The organism is Synechococcus sp. WH 8016, assembly GCF_000230675.1.
Classification (GTDB): domain Bacteria; phylum Cyanobacteriota; class Cyanobacteriia; order PCC-6307; family Cyanobiaceae; genus Synechococcus_C.
Window position 1 is genome coordinate 741,675 of record NZ_AGIK01000001.1, and the last position, 23,553, is coordinate 765,227.

Annotated in this window: 17 protein-coding genes and 1 tRNA gene; 16 read left to right on the forward strand and 2 right to left on the reverse strand. The window is 44.0% G+C overall.

Annotated elements, in window-relative coordinates; all coding sequences use genetic code 11:
- Positions 1–349: 349 nt before the first annotated feature.
- The 16 genes from SYN8016DRAFT_RS03920 to SYN8016DRAFT_RS03985 all read left to right on the forward strand — a co-directional run bounded on the left by SYN8016DRAFT_RS03920 (position 350) and on the right by SYN8016DRAFT_RS03985 (position 17,137).
- Complete coding sequence (locus tag SYN8016DRAFT_RS03920) at positions 350–1,150, forward strand: hypothetical protein (protein WP_006852980.1); 801 nt, start codon at positions 350–352, stop codon at positions 1,148–1,150.
- 479 nt (positions 1,151–1,629) lie between these two features.
- On the forward strand, positions 1,630–2,598 hold the full coding sequence (locus SYN8016DRAFT_RS03925; RefSeq protein WP_006852981.1) for a hypothetical protein: 969 nt from the start codon (positions 1,630–1,632) through the stop codon (positions 2,596–2,598).
- A gap of 71 nt (positions 2,599–2,669) precedes the next feature.
- Positions 2,670–4,313 carry a virulence-associated E family protein gene (locus SYN8016DRAFT_RS03930; protein ID WP_006852982.1) on the forward strand — a complete coding sequence of 548 codons (1,644 nt, stop codon included), beginning with the start codon at positions 2,670–2,672 and terminating at the stop codon, positions 4,311–4,313.
- A gap of 92 nt (positions 4,314–4,405) precedes the next feature.
- Positions 4,406–4,945: a hypothetical protein gene (locus SYN8016DRAFT_RS14945; RefSeq protein WP_006852983.1), complete on the forward strand. Its 540-nt coding sequence runs from the start codon at positions 4,406–4,408 to the stop codon at positions 4,943–4,945.
- A gap of 189 nt (positions 4,946–5,134) precedes the next feature.
- Positions 5,135–7,819 (forward strand): CRISPR-associated helicase/endonuclease Cas3, encoded by a 2,685-nt coding sequence (locus SYN8016DRAFT_RS03940; protein WP_006852984.1) that lies wholly within the window; start codon positions 5,135–5,137, stop codon positions 7,817–7,819.
- 376 nt (positions 7,820–8,195) lie between these two features.
- Entirely contained in the window at positions 8,196–8,714 is a 519-nt protein-coding gene (locus SYN8016DRAFT_RS03945; protein WP_006852985.1) for a hypothetical protein, read from the forward strand.
- On the forward strand, positions 8,711–10,021 hold the full coding sequence (locus tag SYN8016DRAFT_RS03950) for a DNA polymerase (protein ID WP_006852986.1): 1,311 nt from the start codon (positions 8,711–8,713) through the stop codon (positions 10,019–10,021). The genes SYN8016DRAFT_RS03945 and SYN8016DRAFT_RS03950 overlap by 4 nt, the downstream gene beginning before the upstream one ends.
- Before the next feature lie 194 nt (positions 10,022–10,215).
- Complete coding sequence (locus SYN8016DRAFT_RS03955; protein ID WP_006852987.1) at positions 10,216–11,889, forward strand: type I-E CRISPR-associated protein Cse1/CasA; 1,674 nt, start codon at positions 10,216–10,218, stop codon at positions 11,887–11,889.
- On the forward strand, positions 11,876–12,388 hold the full coding sequence (locus tag SYN8016DRAFT_RS03960) for a type I-E CRISPR-associated protein Cse2/CasB (protein WP_006852988.1): 513 nt from the start codon (positions 11,876–11,878) through the stop codon (positions 12,386–12,388). The genes SYN8016DRAFT_RS03955 and SYN8016DRAFT_RS03960 overlap by 14 nt, the downstream gene beginning before the upstream one ends.
- A gap of 124 nt (positions 12,389–12,512) precedes the next feature.
- Positions 12,513–14,018 carry a type I-E CRISPR-associated protein Cas7/Cse4/CasC gene (locus SYN8016DRAFT_RS03965; protein WP_216725572.1) on the forward strand — a complete coding sequence of 502 codons (1,506 nt, stop codon included), beginning with the start codon at positions 12,513–12,515 and terminating at the stop codon, positions 14,016–14,018.
- Positions 14,015–14,668 carry a type I-E CRISPR-associated protein Cas5/CasD gene (locus SYN8016DRAFT_RS03970; protein ID WP_006852990.1) on the forward strand — a complete coding sequence of 218 codons (654 nt, stop codon included), beginning with the start codon at positions 14,015–14,017 and terminating at the stop codon, positions 14,666–14,668. Before SYN8016DRAFT_RS03965 ends, SYN8016DRAFT_RS03970 begins: the two co-directional genes overlap by 4 nt.
- A 64-nt stretch (positions 14,669–14,732) precedes the next feature.
- Positions 14,733–14,879 (forward strand): hypothetical protein, encoded by a 147-nt coding sequence (locus SYN8016DRAFT_RS15625; RefSeq protein WP_216725573.1) that lies wholly within the window; start codon positions 14,733–14,735, stop codon positions 14,877–14,879.
- A gap of 291 nt (positions 14,880–15,170) precedes the next feature.
- Positions 15,171–15,244 (forward strand) — tRNA-Arg (locus tag SYN8016DRAFT_RS03975).
- 59 nt (positions 15,245–15,303) lie between these two features.
- Positions 15,304–15,909 carry a type I-E CRISPR-associated protein Cas6/Cse3/CasE gene (locus SYN8016DRAFT_RS03980; RefSeq protein ID WP_006852991.1) on the forward strand — a complete coding sequence of 202 codons (606 nt, stop codon included), beginning with the start codon at positions 15,304–15,306 and terminating at the stop codon, positions 15,907–15,909.
- A 36-nt stretch (positions 15,910–15,945) separates the two neighbouring features.
- A complete protein-coding gene (locus SYN8016DRAFT_RS14950) occupies positions 15,946–16,374 on the forward strand; it encodes a hypothetical protein (RefSeq protein ID WP_006852992.1) in 429 nt (142 codons plus the stop codon).
- A gap of 52 nt (positions 16,375–16,426) precedes the next feature.
- Positions 16,427–17,137: a hypothetical protein gene (locus SYN8016DRAFT_RS03985; protein ID WP_006852993.1), complete on the forward strand. Its 711-nt coding sequence runs from the start codon at positions 16,427–16,429 to the stop codon at positions 17,135–17,137.
- Here the strand turns inward: SYN8016DRAFT_RS03985 and SYN8016DRAFT_RS14955 are convergent, their stop codons facing one another.
- Both SYN8016DRAFT_RS14955 and SYN8016DRAFT_RS03990 read right to left on the reverse strand, forming a co-directional pair.
- A complete protein-coding gene (locus SYN8016DRAFT_RS14955; RefSeq protein ID WP_006852994.1) occupies positions 17,138–17,602 on the reverse strand; it encodes a hypothetical protein in 465 nt (154 codons plus the stop codon).
- Positions 17,603–17,747: 145 nt separating this feature from the next.
- Positions 17,748–23,528 carry a hypothetical protein gene (locus tag SYN8016DRAFT_RS03990; RefSeq protein WP_216725574.1) on the reverse strand — a complete coding sequence of 1,927 codons (5,781 nt, stop codon included), beginning with the start codon at positions 23,526–23,528 and terminating at the stop codon, positions 17,748–17,750.
- Between the last annotated feature and the right edge of the window lie 25 nt (positions 23,529–23,553).

A 23,553-nucleotide genomic window follows, 5' to 3' on the forward strand; every position in this document is an offset into this window, starting at 1 on the left:
TCTCTCTTATATCTACTTCGGTAGATGTGATCCTGATGCAGAGTTTATCCACTAATTGCTCACATACCGTGGGCGTGATCCCTCTTGCGATTATCTGCCGCGCTGCTCACTTCGGTGGGCGTGATCCTACATGTGGTATTGCTGGCACATTTGCTCACTTCGGTGGGCGTGATCCTTCGTGTTCATCGCAGGTCGGGCCAATTGCTCACTCAGGTGGGCGTTGCCTCCGATAATTCGGGGGCTATTTTTATACCTCACATATTTATTATGTAGAGGCTACAATCAAAAGTGTCGGACAAATTCTGATACAGCCCACGTGGCAATAAAAATATATTCGATCTAAAAACCAATGGCTTTCTTCACAACTCTATCGGCAACAATTATTGCCCCTGCTACAGAATCGACATCTACGGATGGCGTAAAAATCTACGAATTCAAAGCATTAAATCAAGCAAATAATCCTGGCATTCCAGTCCTACTACACGTAGAGCAAGGGACTGAAAACGGTACGTTTCTAAAATCACTTGCTGAAGACGCATCTACTACTCCAGTAAAAGTTTTAGTCTCAGGTGTTATTCAGTCGGTGCTTGCAGAAAAAGACGAGAAAACAAAAGACATCACAAAACCACCCAAAGTGATTGTGCATGTTGGAAGTGCTCGTCGTCTACGGATGGATACCAAGATTGAACCCGAACAAGCAATCATCTTTGGTTCTGGCTATTCCAGCCCAATCACAGATTTTGAAGACGATACCAAACGCAAGCGTGAACTGTTTGTGGCGTCTGGTTGTGAGTCTCTTCTTGAAGAAGGACGATACGAATCACGCTTACAAGTCATCGGAACAGATGAAGGCGGAACTGGTGATAAGTGCGAGACAGTTGCTGATGGGACTGAAGTGTATTTTATGGGTAACTTATTCCGCTCGAAAGGTGAAGTCGGCACGACCGTTTACGACAAGCTAAAAGTCAGTGCAACCTTTATGCAAGAGACAGACCGAGTGAAATCTCGCAAAGGTGGAGGCGGCCGTAAGAAAGGCAATTCGATGCGCACACAACTGGATAGCTCATTCGAAGAAGCTGAATCGCAAGCCCAGTCGTTGTCTGCTGAGGAACTGGCAGTCAAAGCTTCAGTTGCTTTGTCTGATTTCTAAACACTTGGCATGCAGTTTTTCATAGTCTCTGCTGTAAGTCCAAGGCGGGGTTTGGGTTGTCCCTCGTGTTTATGCGTAAAGGAACATCGGGAGGTTTCGACCTCCCTTTGACCACATCTGTGGTCGTGATCCCTGCATCCCTTCCAAAAATTGCTCACTTCGGTGGGCGTGATCCTCGTAGCAGCAAGCGATCAACTTGCTCACATACCGTGGGCGTGATTCTTCAGCACAGACAATCTGTTTACTCCATTGCTCACATCTCGTGGGCGTGATCCTGGCGGAAGTGAGACAGATCAATACTCACTTCGGTGGGTGTGATCCTTACGTAATGTCGTTGCATTGCAAATGCTCACTTAGGTGGGCGTGATCCTCAGGACCCAGTTCAGACCGCCAAAGCATGCTCACTACGGTGGGCGTAACTAACAATTCTGGTTTGACGCATTACGTATGCAGTTCGAACTAACTATCTTTTAATTAAAATGAAAATCAAATGTTCATTGCACTCAAGGTGCATCGATAAACAGGATCCTCAAAAGGTTGCCAAAGGCTGGCTATCTGATTGGAAAACTCCTGAAGAAATCGCCGCTCATATCCAACGTGGATACGGCTGGACCGCCACACACTTCCGTGACGGTCACAGAAAGCAAGCCAATGCTCAAGGTAGCAACTGCGTAGTCTTTGATTTTGACGGGGATTGTTCCTTAGAGAAATTCTGGACCACAAAAGTTGCTCAAGACTGGTGCGTGATGACCTACACATCTGCGTCTCATACACCAGAAGTGCACCGGTTTCGTGCCCTATTTCCTATAGAAGGTATGCCTATGACAACCGTATGGGAGCACCGATGCACTTACGACTGGATTGCTTTGAAACTAGCGGCACAACTGGGTATCGATGATTTCGAAGACAATTGTGGGCGTAAGCCAGAACGCTTGTGGTATGGCAATCGCAATGCAGAAGTCATTCACAATGCTGATGCTTGCGTACCGATCGCAGTAGCAGCAACCATTCCAATCCCTGACGAGCCGCAATTCGCAGCTAAAGGTATGGATGGTGTCACTGATATCGACATCAAACGGGCGATTTTCGTATTAGAAAATTTCTTGCGTCCTACAGAAGAAGGAGAGTACAACAGCTTCTATCTTCCGATCACTGCAGCATGTGCCTCCATTGGCGATCAGATGGTTGATGCGTGGCGTCATTGGGTATCCAAAGGACATCACGGCAGTAAGCCAGCAAATCTGGATCCTTCACTGAAATGGAATGGCTTGACTTGTGGCGGACCAGCCACGATCTTTAAGCACGCCAAGATGCAAGACAATAGGTGGTCATCATTCTTGCCTGAAGCACTTAGCTTCAATCCAGGCAGTGGTCAATCTATGGACTTAGATGCAATTCTTGCACAATCTATGAATACTGCACCACGATATATGTTCAGGAGGTCTTAACTGTCCGACAAATATTGCTACACTTAAGTAGTTAATAAAGACAAACGACTTATCACACTACGGAGATACTGATGAATATCAGAATGAAACAAATAGATTTGCAGTTGGAACTGCTAGAAGGGCCAAATGCAGACGAAGAATTATTACTAGTATTAAGATCAGCGAAAGCAATATTGCTATCAAAGATTGAAGCAAATGAATATAAAGACGGATACCATGACTTAGCGATCAAGGGCTTACAAGATGAGTCGATGCAGGAAAGATATTTAGGTGTATCTGACAAGCACCCGTTTATCGAAGATTTTACTGTTGGTGAGTTTATAGTATTTGAATCATCTCTTAAAGAGATGCTGGAGTCAAAGACTAAACGCAAGAAGGGACGCCCTCGTAAAACAGAAGAAGACCAAGCTAAGCAAATCCAAAACGATGTCCAAATCGTTAGTGAAAAGTTCCAAGGTTTGCGTCATAATCGTATGACTGACCAGTATGAATACTTAAAGATTCACGATCAGACTGGCAAGCTTGGGTGGCATGAAACAGAAGGCGAAGAACTCAATCAACTGTCAGTTCATCTGGCAGTAGAGCACGGCGTCTTTATTCCTGCTCAACGAGCAAAGGATGCGTTCATCTTTGTAGCTAAGAAGAACCCTTACGAGCCTCAACTCGAAATGATTGAGTGGTGCCGTAAGCAGTACCCGACAATGGGTCTTGAAGAAGCACAGGAATTCCTGTTCTCTCTTGGAGAGCAGTTGCTTGGACACCACGGTGATGAGCCGATTATTTGTGGTGAATATCTTCGCAATAGATTCCTTGCTCGATTTTTAGTTGCGATGGCATTCCTTGCCAGGCATCCAGGTGAGACACTGCAATGGATGCCAATCCTGGTAGGTGCTCAAGGGTGTGGAAAGAGTCAATTCTGCACGCATCTTGTACCCCAACGATTTAAGGATTTGTTTCAGCAGATGACCTTGCCAATCGAGACCATCAAACGTGAGCCACACCAATTACATATTGGCTTCTTGCTTGAAATGCCTGAAATTGATGCGCAGATGCGTAATCAACGATCAATTGAGCCAATGAAAAACATGGTGACGACTCGTATTGACAATTGCCGTAAGCCATACGCAGCGCAGCCTGTCAAATTACTTAGACGCTTTGCATTGATTGGAACTACCAATCGATCTGACCTCTTTCAAGATGGCACAGGTGAACGACGGTTTATGCCTATCCTCATTCCACATGGGTGGGAAATCCCTTGGGAAGAGGTCCGTGATGGTCTAAATGTAAAGATCTGGGCTGCAGCTGACATCATCGCCGAGACATACACTGCAAATAGCCGTGAGATGCGTGGGTTCACTGATGAAGAACGCGAAGCACTGAATACTTGGCAAAGGAACTTTACTCAAGTAGATCCTTGGGAAACTAAGTTGCTCGACTTTGCACGATTAAGGCGTGAGTTCACACCAGGACTTGCTCTGTCTCAGATTGGTGTTGAAGATTCACGGCAAACAACGTCTGATGTAAAACGACTCAACAACCTAATGCGACTGCTCTTCACAAGAGATCAAGCAGAATACAAGCAGGTGCGACGTGATAATGGTCGTCCATGGGTATGGATTATCCGTGAGATGCCTGGTGGGTCAACAGATGATAAACCAACAGTCACAGATTTAGAAGAATTTGCAGCTCATTTGAAGGCAAAAGCGGACTTCTAAATACAGTCCACGACAGTGAATTCCATTGATTATGATGGAATTCAATAGAATAAATATAGGCACGTCCTAGATCTACTTACATAAATAAAATCATGACTACTAAATCAAAAGCAAAAACTCCAAATCCATTTGACGCAAGCATTCCACTCAGATCATCAGAAGGGCAAGTTGTTGCCATTACAGTTCCACATCAAGATGTGTCATTAATCTCACGTTATCACCCAGTCTTTCATTCCAGTGATTTAAAGACATTCGTCAAAAGAGCAGTGAATCAAACTGTTCGATGGATGATGCGTATGATCAATGGCTCTGAAAGCTTTGAGCTTGAGACGATGGATCATTGGCAATATGATCCCAAGACGGAGACACTTAAATTAAGAAACCCAGGCAAGAAGCTTAGAGACTACGATCAGATATTCTTGACAAACTTTACTCGTGGAAATGTCAATGAATACAACCAAGGAATGGGGCAAATACTCTCGTGTAGTTGGTACAAAATTCATATGACACCTGTGACTACAGTTGAATTGATTGCTTGCCTAGATATTCTCTATCGCAGGCATCACAATGGTATTTCACCTGCATCTGCGTCGGGTGTCTTTCATACAGATATCGATGCAACACACCTGTAACGCTTTTGCGGATAAAAGACATGCTTTAGTGGAGAGTTAAATCTCTCTTATATCTACTACGGTAGATGTGATCCTTTCAGCGAGCATTCACATAGCTCACATACCGTGGGCGTGATCCACAGGCGATCGACCTTATTTACATTGCTCACTTAGGTGGGCGTTTTTTATGCACACTTATATTCCACTCTTATGACATTTCAAACAAAACTAATCGGCAAACTCAATAAAGATTTTGAGTATGACACTGTTCTACAGCATTGCATAAATGCTGCTAATATGGCATATCACCGTGTCATTAATCTCGATGACCGAAGGTTAAATCATCTAGCCAATCCAATAGGCGTATCCACTCAGTCATGCGCTCAACTGATTGCAATTATCGCGGGGTCACACGATATAGCCAAAATGGATATTGCTTTTCAAACGCAACGCGGCATATACGATGCGTATCAGCAGATTAATGATTGTCATTTCCCATCTGAAATTGTAGGAGCCGTTCAAGCATTCAAAGAACAACAATCAGGGATGAAGTTAAATCCCCTTCACCATGGACCAATGGCGGCGGTCATTCTGCCTCGACTCTTTAGTGAAGAATTTGGGGTTGATCAATCAACCGCAGTGATGATGGCGCATTGTGTTACAGCACATCATGGTCTGTATCCGTCACGAGAAAGAGTCAAAAATCTAAATGACTATTTTTCTCAATTAGAAATTCACGAGCCATACCGAGAATTCGAAGCACAGCGTCTTGATTTGCTCCATCAGCTCCGTCAAGAGATTGACCCTGATAAGACAATGGAGATACCTGATGCTATTCCTGTTGCTTGGTCGCTGCTGGTAGCAGGGCTTGTTATCAATGCAGATCACAATGCCAGCCGCGAGGCAAACTTCAGACTCATCAATGGCGAACAAAAGCCTGCAGGCTTGTCTTCAGATGAAGCATCATCAGTAATTCATCGGTATGGAATACAAAAGCCTCAGGAGATTATTAACAAAACATTAAACGGTTTTGATATTATTGCTCGCCCTCATCAAGAAAAACTAGAGCAGTTAGGTAAGCAAGATGGGATGACTGTCCTTAAGATGCCGACTGGTTCAGGTAAAACAATCGCTGCATTTATAAGTGCGATATATCACGTATGTGGATTCTCATTACTTGCGAATCGACGATCAACAGCGAATGGAATGTTTTATGCACTGCTGAGTTTTCTTAAACGTAACCCTGATGCAACTCAGTCAATACCAGCGTTGGCTCACTCTGATGCTGGCTGTATTTTTGAATCAGCAATGGAGTCAGTCTTGGCTGACCCTGAAGCTTACCGTGATATCGATTGTTTTACTGATGTCTGGAAAGCAGCGCTTGCTCTGCAAGGCGAGTCGCTACAAGACTGCCTATCGGCACAGTATTCAGTAGCAACAATTGACCAAGCTTTGATGTCTGTAATTGCAGATGGCAAATTTGTAGGTCGTGGATATTGGCTATTCAGCCGTCCAATCATTATCGATGAAATCCACTCATACGATGGACGGATGGATTGCATTCTGGAAAGACTGCTTTATTACTGCGGTTTCTTTGGTACACCTGTTATCGCTTTGACTGCGACAATCAGCACAAACAAACTAACTAAGTTTCTGGAAGCGTACGCCGAAGGACAGCAAACAAAGCTTTCGTCTGATCTTGAGTTGACGGAGCACGCTCAAGCCATCATCCTTTCTCCCTCTGGGGAACTTAGGCAGGAAGATTTGCCGTGTGATGTTCATGACGCCAAGCAAGTAGAAGTCAAGTGGTTTGAACACGGAACTTGGTTTGAGACAATCAAGCAACTAGCAGCCGACAATGATCGTATTGCTGTTGTATGTGCAACGACTACTCATGTAAGAGAGCTAACGTCACAAGTACGAGCAAAGCTGGCATCAGTGGGATTCCATGTGATGTCATATCACAGCCGTCATCGCCCAAAAGATCGCAACGCAAAAGAGAAGACCCTCTTTGAATACTGCGGAAAAGATCCGTCAATGCAGGGCAAGATCATTGTGATAGCAACGCAAGTCCTGCGTGAATCACTCGATGTGGACTTTGATGTTGTTGTAACTCACGTCCAACCAGCAGAGGATCTAATACAAATCATGGGACGAGTAGGTCGATTCAATCGATCTAACAAAATGCCTACATATGAATTGTATTTAGAAGAACCGTGCATCACTGAGGATGACAAGTTCTCTATTGGACAAGCGGACTTTGTATTGCTACCAAAGCGAATCCAAGGTTTCCGTGGAGTGCCTGTGCTTCAAACCTATGCTTATCTCAAGCAGGACAGCATACTGTTATTGCCTCAGCAAGCACAATTGTTTGTAGATACAGCACATCAAATGCCATCAAACCTTAAGGATGCTCCTGTTCCAAAAGGATTGCCTGTGATTTATCACAGGTTCTGGCAAGCATTTGTTGATAAGCAAGCTCTCGTGCCCCGTGCTGAGCGGTCACAAGCAGAAGAATTTGTCATTCCTAAACTGCCAGACCCAATGGATACGTCTGTTCCAATCGATGGGTTATCAGGTTTGACACGCTTCAAAGAACAATACATTTCACACTCGCCACGTGACATTAATTGGACGATTCAAATCTTTGTGAGACCTGCGAATTACAAAGATGACTTTTTATATAAGTCCAATTTCTTGCTATATGTCAAGAATCACTCGGTGTCAGTTTCCAATCGTCCTCACTTTTGGCAACAAGCGCAGGGATCAGTGATGAAACCTGATCATCCAGTCCTAGGTAATGTGGTTGATATGACTGAGGGCTCAATCAAAATGATTGGTCCTTATGAGATTGTGTATACCATCGATGGGCTTGGCATACGTTATATCAGGTGAAATATGGGTGTAACGCTTTTGCAGATAAAAGACATGCTTAAGGGGATAGTTAAATCTCTCCTATATCCACTACGGTGGATGTGATCCTGCACTTGCTCACATACCGTGGGCGTGATCCCGAGATCACATACTCATCAAGTTGCTCACTTCGGTGGGCGTAATCCTTCAGTGATCCAACGACGCCACTTGCTCACTCTCGTGGGCGTGATCCTGACATTTACGCTAGGCATCTATTGCTCATTTAGGTGGGCGTGATCCTCGGATGTTGAAGGCGTTGGTATCTATAGCTCACATACCGTGGGCGTGATCCTCGGGCCAATGACTATCCACTTGCTCACTTCGGTGGGCGTATTTATTCACCTATACTTCTATTCTTATGGAACTTTTATATGACATAGAGAGCACCGGACTTCTCCGGCAAGGCTCTCAAATTCATTGCATTGTCGTCAGAAATCTGGCAGATGATGAATCGCCACCACTAGTTTTTGATACTGTCAAAAACAACGTAGATGAAGGCGTCAAACTACTTGAAAGTGCTGACTTACTAGTGGGCCACAATATCATCTCGTATGATGAAGCGTTATTACATGAGCTATATCCAAATTTCAATCCACCGAAAAAGGTCCTTGATACTTTGGTGCTTAGTCGCTTGTACTATGCAACTTTAGCTGATAAAGATTTCACTCGCTCTCCTTACGGACTGCCAAAGCGACTTTATGGGTCACATTCATTAGAGGCGTGGGGACTGCGACTTGGAGAAGAGAAAGGTGACTTTGGCAAACAGAATGATTGGTCTACATACTCAGATGCGATGCTTCAATACTGTATTCAAGATACTACGACCAACATTAAATTATACCGTCTAATGCAAAGACGAATGGAGGCAAACCAATGATTATTCCTGATTATGTCGAACTTGAGATGGATCTGGCACGGATCATGGCACGTCAAGAGGCATCTGGATTCCGCTTAGATATTGCTGCTGCTACTCGTATTCAAAAGATACTCTCAAGTCGATTCGAGAAGATACGCACGGGTCTGATCCATCGTTTTCCAGCGATGAAAGGCAAACTTAAGATACCCAAGGTTCGGTCATCCAAACGAAACACACAAGCAGGCTGTCCATTTCATGAGCTGTTGGAATTCAACCCAACTTCCCGTGTTCATATTGCCCATGCCCTGCAAACACTAGGTGTTGAGTTTGACAAGAAGACAGATTCAGGTCAGATCCAAATCGACGAAGACATTCTTGCTTCTGTTATGGAAGACCATGACTACTCACGTCGCGCTCGTAAATCCGCTCGACACTTTCGGACACTACTGAAACTCCAGAAGTGGATGGGCCAGTTATCTGAAGGTGCAAATGCCTGGATCAAAAAAGTAGGCGATGACGGTTGTATCCACCACAGTTGTCGCCTCGCTACTCAAACAGGACGCAATGCTCACTCAGGTCCCAACCTCGGGCAGGTCGTTTCTGCACCATGGGCTCGTCAACTATTTGTCCCGCATAAAGGTCACGTTCTTGTGGGAGTCGATTTAGAAGGGCTGGAATTGAGGGCACTTGGGCACTTCCTCGCACCCTATGACGAGGGACGCTTTGCTCACATTGTTGTCAATGGCGATATTCACCAGATCAACGCCGATTCTGTATCTACGCCTGAGACGCCAATCTCAAGAAAGCTCGTGAAAAGTCTCACCTATGGGTTCATCTATGGGGCGGGCGATGTCAAGTTAGGCAAACTAGTTCACCCCACTTTATCTGAATCATCACAACGCATACGAGGGAAGGAGTTACGTCAGAAATTTCTTGATGCAATTCCTGGACTTGAACCATTGGTGGCTGCTGTAAAAGATCGGATCAGAACTGAAGGGCAACTCAAGGGTCTGGATGGTCGTCCTATCACTTGTACGGCGGAACATGCCGGACTGAACTACTGCTTGCAAGGGTCTGGTGCAGTCCTGAGTAAGCGTTGGGTTGTAATTGCTTACAACGATGTCATTGCTAAATACGAGTGGGGTAAGGACTTCACTTTCTGTGTTTATTGTCATGACGAGATCCAAGCATCATGTCGCCCTGAGATTGCTGAAGATATCAAAACAATCATCGAAGCAGCTGCACTAAAAGCAGGCGAATACTACAACTTCCGCGTACCTATTACGGCAGCAGGGGAGATTGGGACATCCTGGCAAGATACACACTGATGGGTGTAACGCTTTTGCAGATAAAAGACATGCTTTAGTGGAGAGTTAAATCTCTCTTATATCTACTTCGGTAGATGTGATCCTGACACGACCCATTCATATCTGATCACTTCGGTGGTCGTGATCCTACCAAAAATGGCGATTGCTAACTGCTCACTTAGGTGGGCGATATTCACTTATATTCTTTCACTCTTATGACTATGACACACAACAATCTTGTATCAGACCCATGGGTCGCTGCTTTATATACCGATGGTAAAAACCGATATGTCTCACTAGAAACACTATTTACTGACTGGAATCAGATCGCTGATATCACAGGTGTAGATGGTATGTCCACTCTATGCATCATGCATTTCCTAAAGATAATCCTGATGCGTGTATCAGGTGGAGTCGCTAATGTCGCTGATGTAAGAGCTCTGCTTGACTCAAACGATCTACAGCAAAATGTCCTGCAATATCTAGCGGAGAATAAAGATCTCTTCAACGTAAGAGACGAAACAAAACCATTCTTACAGATAGCTGAGATTGGGACTCTAAAAGCTTCCAATGGTTCGATGTTATGTCAGCCAGAAAATTTAAATGCCTTGCTAATTACAGGCAAGACTGAGAAGGATCTGTTGTTTGGCTATCAGTATTTGATTGATGATGTTCCCCCATTTGAATTTATTGACATCGCTCAATTCCTATTGCGTGAAGCATTTGCTGGTAAATATGGCAGGTGCTCTTCCTTGTCTTCATCAAAGGTAGATGAGATGAGGAAGCTAGGTCAATCAAAGTTTGAAGCAAATGCTTCTAAATCATTGTTACCTAATCGCACACATGTGGTCGCAAAACTGCCAACACTACGAGAAACAATAATCGTCAACTTACCCAAGTGCCTCGTTGATGAGACTGAAGTGGCTCCATGGGAGAAGTCAAGACGACCGTTCCCTGTTACTGTAACGCCAGATAATGAGTTTCAGTTATTATCTACGCTTTCTAAATCAACATTGATTTTATGGAATGGTGATGCACCTTATAAAGTATTCTCTGGTCCATCTGAGAAAATACAACGTGAGTGGATTGATGACACACTGCCTTTGCGTAATGATCTACTGCAATCGTGCCCACGAATTACAGCAGCAAATGTTTTGAAGTTCTTATCACCATCAAACAAATCATCTGATTGGTCTGATATGAGAACAATCTTTGAGACATTGGGGCATTCATCAATTCAGCCTGCACCAATCACAGAACACTGGCAAGACCTGCGTGATGCAGGACTCATGCCCGAATCCATCGGATATGAAGTGCTCGGCGTTGTGATGGCAGGTCTTAATAATCCTGCGATTGCATCTGTAACTCAAGCATCAATGACTGTTCCATCTAATGTATTTGAGCAGGGACTGGTAAGTAAGAACTTACTTGGATTGCTTGCATTCATTTCTCGCATTAATCGTGAAGCGTTCTTGCCAGGCTACGACGATAGTAATGAAAAAGGAGATAAGAAAAAGCGTCTGTTGAACAAACGACCCCTTAATCTTCTTAATCAATTCGCACGATGGGCAAAGCCTGGACTTGGATCTGGCGATGCACTCAAGACACGCTATCCACTATCTGAGCAATACCTCGGCTTATCTCAACCGTTATTTGAGGAAGCAGTCCAGTGGATTATTGACAATCCAAATGCTGGATTGGTTGCTGTCTCTGATAAATTCAAGAGTTTAAAGAAACGGACTTTAGATATTGCTTTGGGTCTGTGGAACCAAACTCTTGGCACATTGCCTCTGACAACCATTGGCTATGTCCAAGCAGTGGGTCACGCAAACGCAAAATTTCAATTCATCAAACGTAAATTAGAGGAAGAAATCAATGGCACTCGCTGATCATATTATTCGCGTTGTAAAAAATAAACCTGGAATGCGTATGCAGCTGCTTACGCAATGCGGCATCCAACCATCACCAGAAGTTATAGCCGATGTACAGAAATCATTTGGCATCAAAGGACCTGATGCGTTCCCAGCAATCGTCACCGTGGCACGTCTAGTAGCACAACATACGCCTGCTACTGGTCAATTCGAAGGACATAATGCTGAATCTAAAGCACTAGGACGTGTATTACGTCAGTGGGCTGATGCAACTGGAACAAAAGATCAAGTTCTCAAGAGGATTACTCGATGTGTGTCAATGGATCTTAAGTATTCACGTCCACATATTGAGTCAATGCTAAATCAATTACTCGGCAAAGGTTATCAACTAAACATCGGATCTCTGTTTGGTGATTTGATGCATTGGGATGACAAGCCTGCTATGCCACGTATTCGTCTTGTAACTTCTTTCTCTCGTCTAAATGATGATGCCGAGGCTACATCAGAAGACACTTAAGGGTGTAACGCTTTTGCAAATAAAAGACATGCTTTAGTGGAGAGTTAAATATCTCCTATATCCACTTCGGTGGATGTGATCCCTCACTTATCGCATCCGATCGGTCAAACCCTTGCTCACTTCGGTGGGCGTGCCTGAGATTTCAATCTCGGGCGTCGTAATTATAAACTTTCAATCCTTATTTCAAATGTCTAATCAAAACAATACCGCTTTAGGAACAATCATGGATACCTCTCACGTTACACCACCTGCTATTTCAGAAGATGTAGTACAGGAAATCACCTATCGCATCCGATCCGGTGCCAATCTTCGTGGTCGTCAAGGTGCTTATATCATCAACTCAACGCTGAGGACTATTACTCATAACTACGGTTCACGCTCTGAATCAGGTCAAGCAAATATCACCTATATCGGTGGCACACCACGGGCAATGATCTCAAGCAATAGTCGGACACGAGCTCTTCGTCATCTTGCAGAAGAACTGACTGACATCGAGGAACTGACGGAAGAGCGTGATCGTTCTGTTTTCCGTCACTGCTTTGAAGCGATGACAGCTGCTGCACCTCAGTCCACAATTGATCTGAGGCTTGACCTTGCTTATATCGCTGCTTTTGTTGGCATCAGTCAGAAGCGACTGGACACTGAACAAAAAGATGGACGATATGTATCTGCATTGATGCGAGACTACGTCAGTAATAAAGAGCAGATTGTTGGTATCTATCAAGCAGTTGCAGATGGAACTGCATTATCAGCTGATGACCAAGCTATTTACGAGAATCCTTGGCTGCTTTTCAAACGCAATGAGGATACAATCCAGCCAGTTTCTTACTATCAAAGACAGTTCTTGGCTGAAATTGTCGCCGCTGGTGCTGTCAAAAAGACAGCGAAAGCAAAAGAACTGACGCCTCTAACAGAGATGAGTTTTAAAGAACTCAAAGACTTTGTCGAACGCGAATATCGCAAAAAGTCCTTTGCTGGTCTAGGTGTCGCTTTATGTGGTGACACTAAATGCGATATGCCGGAGACATCAGTTACAGGTGCGCTGTCAGTCAATCATTCGTTCTCCACGGGTGAACTTCAACTGACAAATACGTTAGGTACTGCAAATGCAAAAACTCCAGATTGGGAAGATCATGCAGGTGCGGAACTAATGTTCAATCGTGAACAGACCTCCGGTGTGTTCTTTGAACCTAACCTCTGGGACATGGATCAGTTGCATCTAAATCTTCCTCATCTGACAGAAGCGCAATTCTTGAAAGCAACTGCTGAATCGATGCGAGCACAAATCCTTGCAACGATTGATGGTGGTCAACGGTGCTCAAGCACTCGCTCTTTCCCTGATGTCTCGATTAACGTGGTGACGAGCTCCGTCCCAATTACTTTCGAAGGTGCATTCGTCCAACCTGTTCCATTTGGCACAGAAGAAGGAGATCAGGTTGCTTCTGCTAATCGATTGATCTCTCACATCGAAGATTTTCGTTCTATGTACGGACGAGAAGGATACATCCCTATCATTCTTGCGACACCAACCATCCGCAAGCAAGTGGAGATTCCAACAGATTGGGTAGTTTGTGAATCAATTGATGCATACCTGCAGACCACTCTTGAGATTGCTGGAGAGATCAAATGACATATACAGGAATTGTCAATATCGCAGCAGTGAGAACGGGTGTTGGCGTAATTAACTCAAATTACAAATCACCTGGTGGTCAATCAACTCTCACGAAATCTGCAGTCATCGGAATGATGGCTGCGGCTATGGGTCGCACAAGAGACCAATCGATTGATGATCTCAATGATTTGAAGATCGCAACTGTCGTCATCAATAGTGGCATTGCGCATAAGCAGTTCTCAACCATCTTTGGTGGGATGAAGATTGATGGGAAGATCCGTAAGGATCCTTGCATCCGGCGTAAAACGTTCTATCAATCACATGAAGCAGGACCTGCTGGCGATCATCTAATTCGTCATCTGGTTTTCTTTGAATCAGACAATAAAGAATTGATCGATGCTGTTCTGGCTGCGTTTACTGCACCGGTATTCCCTGTGTATATCGGACGCAAGACGTGTCTGCCTGTAGAACCAATGGCTGTTGGTTCAATTGAAGGTGATCTCAATGATGGCTTGGCTTTAGTCAAAACTCCTGCAATGGCTACGGTTGAAGTCGAAGCACGATCTGGCATTACACCAATGCGTCGTATTGCGGACGTGATCGATGGTCTAAAAACTAGACGGTCACTATCTCGGATGGTGACAACGGTTGCTCTAAATTCTGCCTAAGCAACTTGTCCCTACGGGGACGTGATCCTATCGCCGACATGGAGTTCAGCACCTGCTCACTTCGGTGGGCGTGATCCACCCGATCCCTGCGAAGGCGTTGCTCACTCAGGTGGGCGTGATCCTGGTGGGATTGCTCCAAAACAGCTCACATCTCGTGGGCGTGATCCCATTGCGACCGCAAACGTCATTAGCTCACATCTCGTGGGCGTGATCCCTCAGGGGTTTTCAAAAACCAATTGCTCACTTCGGTGGGCGTGATCCACAGGCGTATGACATCTCTTACATTGCTCACTTCGGTGGGCGTGATCCTTCGTATACAGCACGTGGTACCTGATCACTTCGGTGGTCGTGATTCCATAGGCACTCTCAGGAACAAACTGCTCACTTAGGTGGGCGTGATCCTACTTGCAGCCTCAAGGTCCTCCGATCCACATTGCTCACTTTGGTGGGCGTGATTCTAGGTCGTATCGGTCATCTATTGCTCACTTCGGTGGGCGCACATGCCTTTGTAGCTCAGCGGAATAGAGCATTGCACTTCTAATGCATTGGTCGCTGGTTCGAATCCAGCCAAAGGCGTTGCCCATTCGGGCACTTGACCATCTTGGTCGTTATTTATATCCATCGCAATTCATACAATGTCTTTTCGTACAATCGCCACAGTAGATACATCACGCATCGATGTCGCACGTGATATCGCAGATAGAGATAGATTACACAAGCGTTTGATGTCCTTGTACCCAGACAATCTGGGTTCTTCTCCACGTAAGAAAATCAATCTGTTATTCACAGTTGATGTACCATCATCAACAATTATTTTCCAAGCGGATATGCCGCCAGTGACCAGTCCTCTCAATGATGCACGCAATCAATACTTCACATCCGTTGATACGACTGAAGTTTTAACAGAAGTAACCCAAGGAGACACAGTTAAATTTCAACTGGTCTTGGCTGGGCTCATTCGTCACTCAGGCACAGGCAAGCGAACAACTGTTCTTGACAATAAAGTAATGATTGCTAAAGCTAGAGGCAGTCTTGGCAAGAATGGTATCAATGTATCTACTATTGAATGTATTGGGACTGATGAGGTTGTCAGTGAAAAACGTGGGATCCGTTACTACAACTACTTTCTCATTGGTGAAGCTACCGTAACTGATGCTGATGCTGTAGCAACTGCTGTAAGGCAAGGTCTCGGGGCAGGTCGTCTTTGGGGCAGTGCAATGTTATTTGTATCTAGTGTCTGACAAGTTATTAGAATAGAAGTAGTTTAAACCAAAGTCATGGATAATCGTCAAAAGCTACTAGCTGGATTAGCTATAGGAACTGCTGCTGCTCCACATGTAGCTAGCGTTGGTTACGCAGCACACGACCTATTCAATGGTGAAGTGAAAAATAATGTTGGAGAAGCAGGACTTAATTACTTTGCAGCAGGCATACCTGCATTAGCTGCTGCTGGTGGTGGATTATTGGGATCAGCAATAGGACATGGAGCTTATCGTTTGAAAGGTAGACCACGAAATGAGCTAAGTGGTCATCGAGCAGCAGGAGCAATGATTGGTGGAGTTACAGCATCATATCCAGGCGCAGCTTACGCAATTGATTACATGGATGACTCAACCCCTGCTGATCCAGGAAGCATTACACAAAACATTCCTATGCAAGAAATGCAAGAGATCAGCGACCTACTTGGAGCAAATGGTGCTTATTAGATAACTGTCGGACATTAGATAGAATAGGCTTAATAGATACAAACATAGAGCAATGGATCCTAGACAAAAAGAAGCTATTCAAAACAGACTTCGCGAGATTTGGGATAGCCTTACTCCTACAGAACGACGCAATATTCAGCTAGGTTCTGGTGGAGTTAGTGCAGCTGCTGCTTTAGGGGCTGGAGCCGGTGTTGTTGACTGGGCAACAGGAGAAGAAAATGTTCTTAATTCAGGTGAGCTACTAGCGAATGGAATTGCTGTTGGAGCAATCCCATTTACTGGTGGTATTGGCGGAGCTATTGGATACGCAGCATCTGATCGCTATCTGAACAACAACCCTGATGCGAGCAGTCAGTATTACAACGAACGAGTTTCTAACGCTAAAAAAGATTTAAGAGGTGGTACTTGGGAAACAACAGCTGATCGTGAGGGAGCTCAACAAAAGTTTGCCGACGAAAAGAAAGCAGCTTCGTTCATTGCTAATGATGGTTTTATTCCAGAAATTGCAATGGCAGAAGCTAGAAGACAAAAGCCCGATCTTGTTAATCCTTCGTTATTCAAAGGATCGCGTCGTGCAATTGGTACAGCAGTTGGTGCTGGTATCGGAGCTGGTATTGGCGCACTTGGTGCTAGTGCATATATGTTCAACGACTCCCAACCATCGGCTGATCCAATGACACAGCCTCAGTCCATCACGTCAAATATTCCAATGCAGCAATTGCAGGAAATCAGTGACCTACTCGGAGCAAATGGTGCCCTGTAACTAGAGCACCTCTTCTTCGTCTTCACCTGTGAAAAAGAATGGAGTAGTTAATGCAACTGCTCCTTGCGCTATATTATCTCCCCTACTGCGTCCATAAGTTGCAGCTAATTGTGTCGTAGGATTTAAATCTGCATATTGCCCAAACTTAGCTCTAACAATTGGCTGTAACGCTTCTGGATTAGAATTAACAATAAAGTTGATTATTTGCTGTGATCTCTTATCAGCAGCTGGAGATCTTTCTGATATTTTGTTTCCAATAAACTTGCCAGCACGACCCCCTAAAGGTCTTCCCACAATTGCACTGCCGACACCAAACGATGTTGCTAATGCAATCTCTTCTGGTGTCATATCAGTAAATAATGCTTGCCCACCTGCTGCTATTACAGCTCCCCCTAATGTCTCAATAACATCATTACCAAGCTGAGTTCCATATATCTCTGAAAACTTATCCAATGCTTTACGCATACTTACTAAACCCAAACCTCTTATAATTATATCTTTTAAGGAGACGTGTCAGTAAGAAGCACTTAACCAAAAGCGAACTACTGCTACACCAACAGTTTCAACTTCAATATGTTGATAAAACTGTTGGCAGCTTGACGTTCATTGGTTATCGCATTGCCTCTTCCTGTCGACGCTCTCGTTCCCCAGCGATCATTGATCCAGCTCCGATACCAGCAAGACCTGCAGCACCTGCTCCATAAAGACCGCGTCGCTTGCTGATGTGTGAGCGAACACCTTCGAACATTTCGCGTGCTCTGCTTCTGGTTGATTGCTGCTGTCTTTGCCCTGGTCTTGAACTGGTCCGCCTGGATTGTGATGTTGGATTGATACGAGCCACAAGTGCACCAGTCGATTCATCAGATAATCCACTTGAAGTGGTCTTGCGTCTTACATCACTGGAATCGGTGTAACTCCCTTGCCATGGATCCTGTGTTCCACGCCTACGTTTCCTGCTTTCGCTCATCACTGGATTATCTACAGCTTCGCGTTGTGGGGCACTTGCTCTGACAATGTCAGCAGGCATTGCTCTAACTAATGCTCCATTAATTGCTGGTGCAGCTTCAGTATTAGGAATGCCACTTCTCAGCTGACTAGTAGCCACAGGTGCTTTAGCCATCTCGCCACGACGATAATCCTTTCGCTTACTCCATATGACGTCGCGTTTTCTTTGCCACGCGTTCCAATCAGTCGGAATCGGGGATTTACCATCACGATCCATAATCATAGCTTCGTTGAAGTTACGCTCATTAAGGATTGGTCCAACTAAGCCCCCAGCTTCAGCACCGGAGAAAGATCCCCGTGATGGAACAATGGCTGCTTGATTATCACCCATTTGCATGTTGCGTCCAGCAGTACCTCTTCTTGGAACGAATTCTGTAGGTGCTGACTGACCTTGCTCCCGTGCTCGTTGCATACGTTCGAGGTTCAATAAATCAGCTGGCTTAAGACGTTCGCCAGGAGCCATTCTTCTTTGATTAACTGCTTCGGCATTTTGCACAAAGTCCTGCTCGTTCTGCAGATTCTGAATAAACTGTTGATTACCAGTTGTCAGTGGAGCAGTACCTAACTGACCATTAGCTTGCTCTTGATTATATTGAGCGGCCAGTTCGTTACCGAATTGAGCCATCACTTCTCCATCATTCATATTAGCTAGCTTATTTTGAAGCCAAGCATCGCCGTACTCTTGCTGTCTTTTGAAATTACCTCCTACTAGCAAGTGCTGATCATTTGCGTTCTTACGGAATCCACCACCTCTAGCATTATTACTATCAGTACCATGACCATCAAAGGCTCCAATAAACTTATTCCTTGCATCAGGAATCCACTTATCTGCCTCAACACCAGCGACTTCTAGTTGAATACGATCACGCGTCACACGACGTTGGGCTGCATTTATTGGGTCTCTGGCCTTGAGCTTACGACGAAGTGCTGCTTCATTAGTGATTGCAGGGATAGAACCGTTTGGATTCACTTCCTGCATTACTCGTTGATGCTGAAGCATTCGCTGATCAGTAGTAGCATTTGGATTCAATCCAATACGCTTATCTACCAAGCTCACTAAATTATTACGCTCTTGCTGGAGTTGAGCTTGCAAAGCATTTGCCTGTTTAGGATCAATACCCATGTCATTTGCATTAACTTCCAAGAAGCTAATAAGCTTACGTTTGTCTACAATCTCTTTGTTAACTCGTTGCCTAATCTCTTTAGCAACCAAGCCCTCTTCATTCTTAAGTTGACGAGCAATTTCATCATTAACGTCTAGTTTTCTCAGCAAAGGTAATACTTCTTTTCTAAGAATTGCTGGTGTCCCATCTCTACCAAGAATTACATTACCTTCGGTATTGCGACGTTTAAATCCGACTTTAACGTTACCGATTTCGTTAAACTTTTTATCAAGACCTTTGGTCTCTACATCAAACCCATCTTGGAAGATTTGTCTAGCAAGAATTGCTCGTTGATCGAATACTGAGTTAATGTCTGCAATTGCTTTATCAGCTTGCTGAGGATTGTTAATGAATTGGTTTCTAGCAATGCCAATTCTATTGTTACGCTCTTTCTCATCAACTCTAGGATCAAGGATATTACCAACAATCCATTCAGCGTCTGCATCAGACAAATCAGGAACAACACCAGGGGTCTTGACACCCAAGACCTGTCGATACTTATCTGCTGCTTGCAGTGCAAGGTTTTCTGCTCTTAGTAAGTTACCACTAGGGTTGATAGATTTAAGTTCATCAGACAACAGATTGATATCTGGAGTTTTGACAAGCTGCTGCATGCGTCTCTTCATTAGGTCAGGATTTGTTCTGCCTTGAGCCCATGCTGCTTTCTGATCTTGATTGATATCAACTTGAGCACCTTTATCAACAATATCCATTGCTCTTGCAAAAGACTTACGCTCAGTTGCATTAAGTTTCAAATCTTGCATTGCTACATCAATTAACTGAGAACCACTAAGTTGATCCTTTCTAACTGTGATTCCACCATTTCTATTGACCTTACCCTCTACACCTTCTGGTGCAGTTTGAATGTTGAAGACAGACTTCTGCGAAATATATTCATTAATAGCTGACTGGAATTCATCAACACTACGAATAGAACTTTTACCTAATTTAGCAGCTACTTGATTCAATGGCTCATTGATTTGCTGTCCAATTCCCCAGTTTTTATCAGCGCTGTCACCCATTTTAAGTGCATCATATTGATCAAAGACTGCCCCTTCTATCCAAGCTCTTGCTTGATCTTTAGAAGCATCTAACCTAGGGGCTTCCCATTTTTCTACAGTCTGTCCTAAAGCATTAACTTGTGATGGTGCTTGTTGACGTAGAAGATCCTCTCTACGACCTCCTAAAACCACATCTCTAATAGGAGCATTATCTCCTCTATCTCTACGAGCAACGGCTTGATTAATAGCTTGCTTAGCTATTGCCGCTCTCTCAGACTCACCATTGAGCGTTGCCCCTGCCAAATTTTGTTGCAGTTCAGCTATCTTGCCACTAAGAGCTGGCTGATCATCAGCATAGATTTCACGTAAGATTTGAAATGACTCTGGTGTAATAACAGAATTACTATCGAGCAATTTATCTTTGAATGCTCGTTCTAATATTTGTGACTCGGTATTAAAGTTAGCAAGTGAATTATCAAGAGCACGATCATCACCAATGAAGCGAGCAACTCCATCTGCTCCAACAACTCTGAATGCTTCGCTACGAGGATTAATATCTTCTAACTTAAGGTTAGCTTCGAAGTCCCTCCCTGCTAGTTTGTAGCCCTGGCCGGGATCTTCGTTAATGCCTATAATTCTTTGATTTGGGAAGATCTCAGCATTCATTCGATTAAGAACATCCCTTCTATCAGCATCAGTTAAAGGTGCACCTTTTCTAGCTTGGGCATCTTGAAGAGCCTGCTGCTGCAATGCCAATACTTCTCTAGCAGCAAGTTCATCATTAATTCCTTGTCTTTGTGAAAGACGACCACCTACATCAAGTGCTTCAGCTGCACGTGCATCCACCTGACTACTAATAAGACTAGCTAGTTTTTGCTGCCCTGCTGTATTCAATCTTTCGCGTCTATCAGGTCGTCTCAGTTGATCTTCAGGCATATCTTCAACTTTAGGTAGCGCACCAAAGTAACCTTTTTTAGGGGTTTGCCATGCCATATTGTGGAACTCTTGATTGAAGTTTCTATTAGTACCACCAGGTACTACACGACCGGGTATGGACCGACCATCACCTCTCTCAACCCTTGAAGCACCTTGTTTTCCTTGTCTTCTTCCAATAGCGACTTCCCGCATATTACGAAGAATTCTTTCTGCTTTTAAGGCACCTTCTGGAGTTGATGTATCAATATTATCTAGCCTATTCTGCCAAGCAATCATTCTTCGATCTGGCTCTGTAACATCGTTATTGGGGGTAACTATTCTATCCAAGAAATCATTTGCTGGATGCGCTCCCTCGCCATATTTTTCACCACTGCCCATCAATACTGCATTGAAGGCTTGGTCTTTTGCAGCTTTGATTTCATCATCAGTAAACACACCCCGCGCTCTTCTATTAGCAGCTTCTCTGACAGCAGCACCTGCACTTCTATCTTTCTGTAAACGAGTGCGACCATCTAACTGCTCTACCATCTGATCCATTAACTCACCTACAGTTCTTGGGGTGCTTCTTTCTGCTCTTCCCATATCGCCAGATCTTCTGGCTGATTCAGCTTTAATAGGAATCCCTGATGTTAAAGCTCCCAAGCCTGGAAACTTTTCTGGTGTAATGGGATCATACTCCGAGATAGTTCCCGCATTTACTGCTTTTTCTAATCGATTAAATGCATCTCTAAGACCTGCATTTCCTGCGCCTCCTCCATCAATTACTTGAGGAACATTTGGCCAAAATCTTTCATTAGGTGCAAGGGGTTGCCCTGGATACATCTGTTTGTATACTTCTTCAAGATTAACTAAAGTCCCTGAACTTGGAATTTTTTGCCCATTACTATCTTTAGAGAAGCGTTCATAAGATCCTACGCTTTCATTAAACTCAATGATGTCGTCTGGAAATCTTTGAACCAACTGATCGTATGAGACTTGAGGATATTTTCCATCTTTGTCTCTAAAGCCAATTGGATACTCTCCAAATACTTTTCCTGGTTGATGCCTCTGAAACACTTCCCGTTTAATACCATCATTTGCCGTTTCGGTAATAGGGTTACCATTAAAGTCTGTTAGTGGAGAGTCGTCCACCATATTTGATGGATTAGCGAATTCGTCCGCTTGATTTGCAGTTGTTCTAGCTTTACGCTCGCCTTTAATCAATCTTCTACCAAGTCCATCAGAAACTTGACGACCTCTACCGAAATCTTGTTGCTTCCACTCTTCACCTACAAGATCACTTGTATATTCAATTCTTCGTCTGTCTTGAGGAGATAGTGATTCTAATGTGACACCACCTTTTGACACAGCATCCTCTAGATCAGATAACGCCATTCCAGGTGATAGGTCTCTACTTGCTAATTGTTTAATTTCATCATCGGAGTAAAGAGATCTTGCGATAGATTCTAGAGCTCTGTCATATGCATCATTAACGGCTTTTATGTGCTTTGGACTATTAACTACACCATCTGGTGAATCAATAGTATTCTGATTAAATTTAAAGGCTAAATATTCTGAAATACTTCCAGGTCGTGAACCAACACCAGCTCTAGAACCATCAACACCAGGAGGAAGCATTGCCTCACCTTGTTGTTTATTCCTTGACTCGTCATAAGGAGTTAAGCCCCTTTCATTCTGAGCATTCAGCAGCTCATTACGGTAAGCATCTATTGCTGCATTATTTCTATTTCCAGCTCCACCAGCAACACCAACCTGTCCACCAAAGTTTTGGAATAGGTTTGGATCCTCACCTCCATCAAAGTTCTGTTCAGCTTGCCGCATAAAGTTGCGGCTCCTGTCTTTACCTCCAACTTCTCCAGGGAACTCTTGGAAATTATCTGCTCCTTCGCCTAATTGGCGTTCAATATATACATCGGGATCAATACCCAACGCATCAAAAGCTGCCATCTCATCTGTAGTAATAGATGCACTGCCTTTGCCCCTTCTACCTTCTCTTTCTCTTACTGCACGTTGGTTATTAATATTGATCTTTCTTCTAATTTGTTTTTGTTCTTCATATATTTTTGACAACTCAACTTGGATATTTCTCAATCTTTTATCAGTAGCAGGTGTATTACCTTCGTTTACTAAATCTGCTTGCACTTGTTCAAGCTGTTTGCTTCTCGTCTGCAGCTCTGCTGCACGTATTGCTTCATCATCAGACAAACCAGCTTGTCTGGCTTTGCCCATGATAAGTGCTGATTCAGTAAGAAACTGATTATTAATGCTTGACGGAGAAGAGTTCACTATCTTAATTCGCTAATCTTCTTTT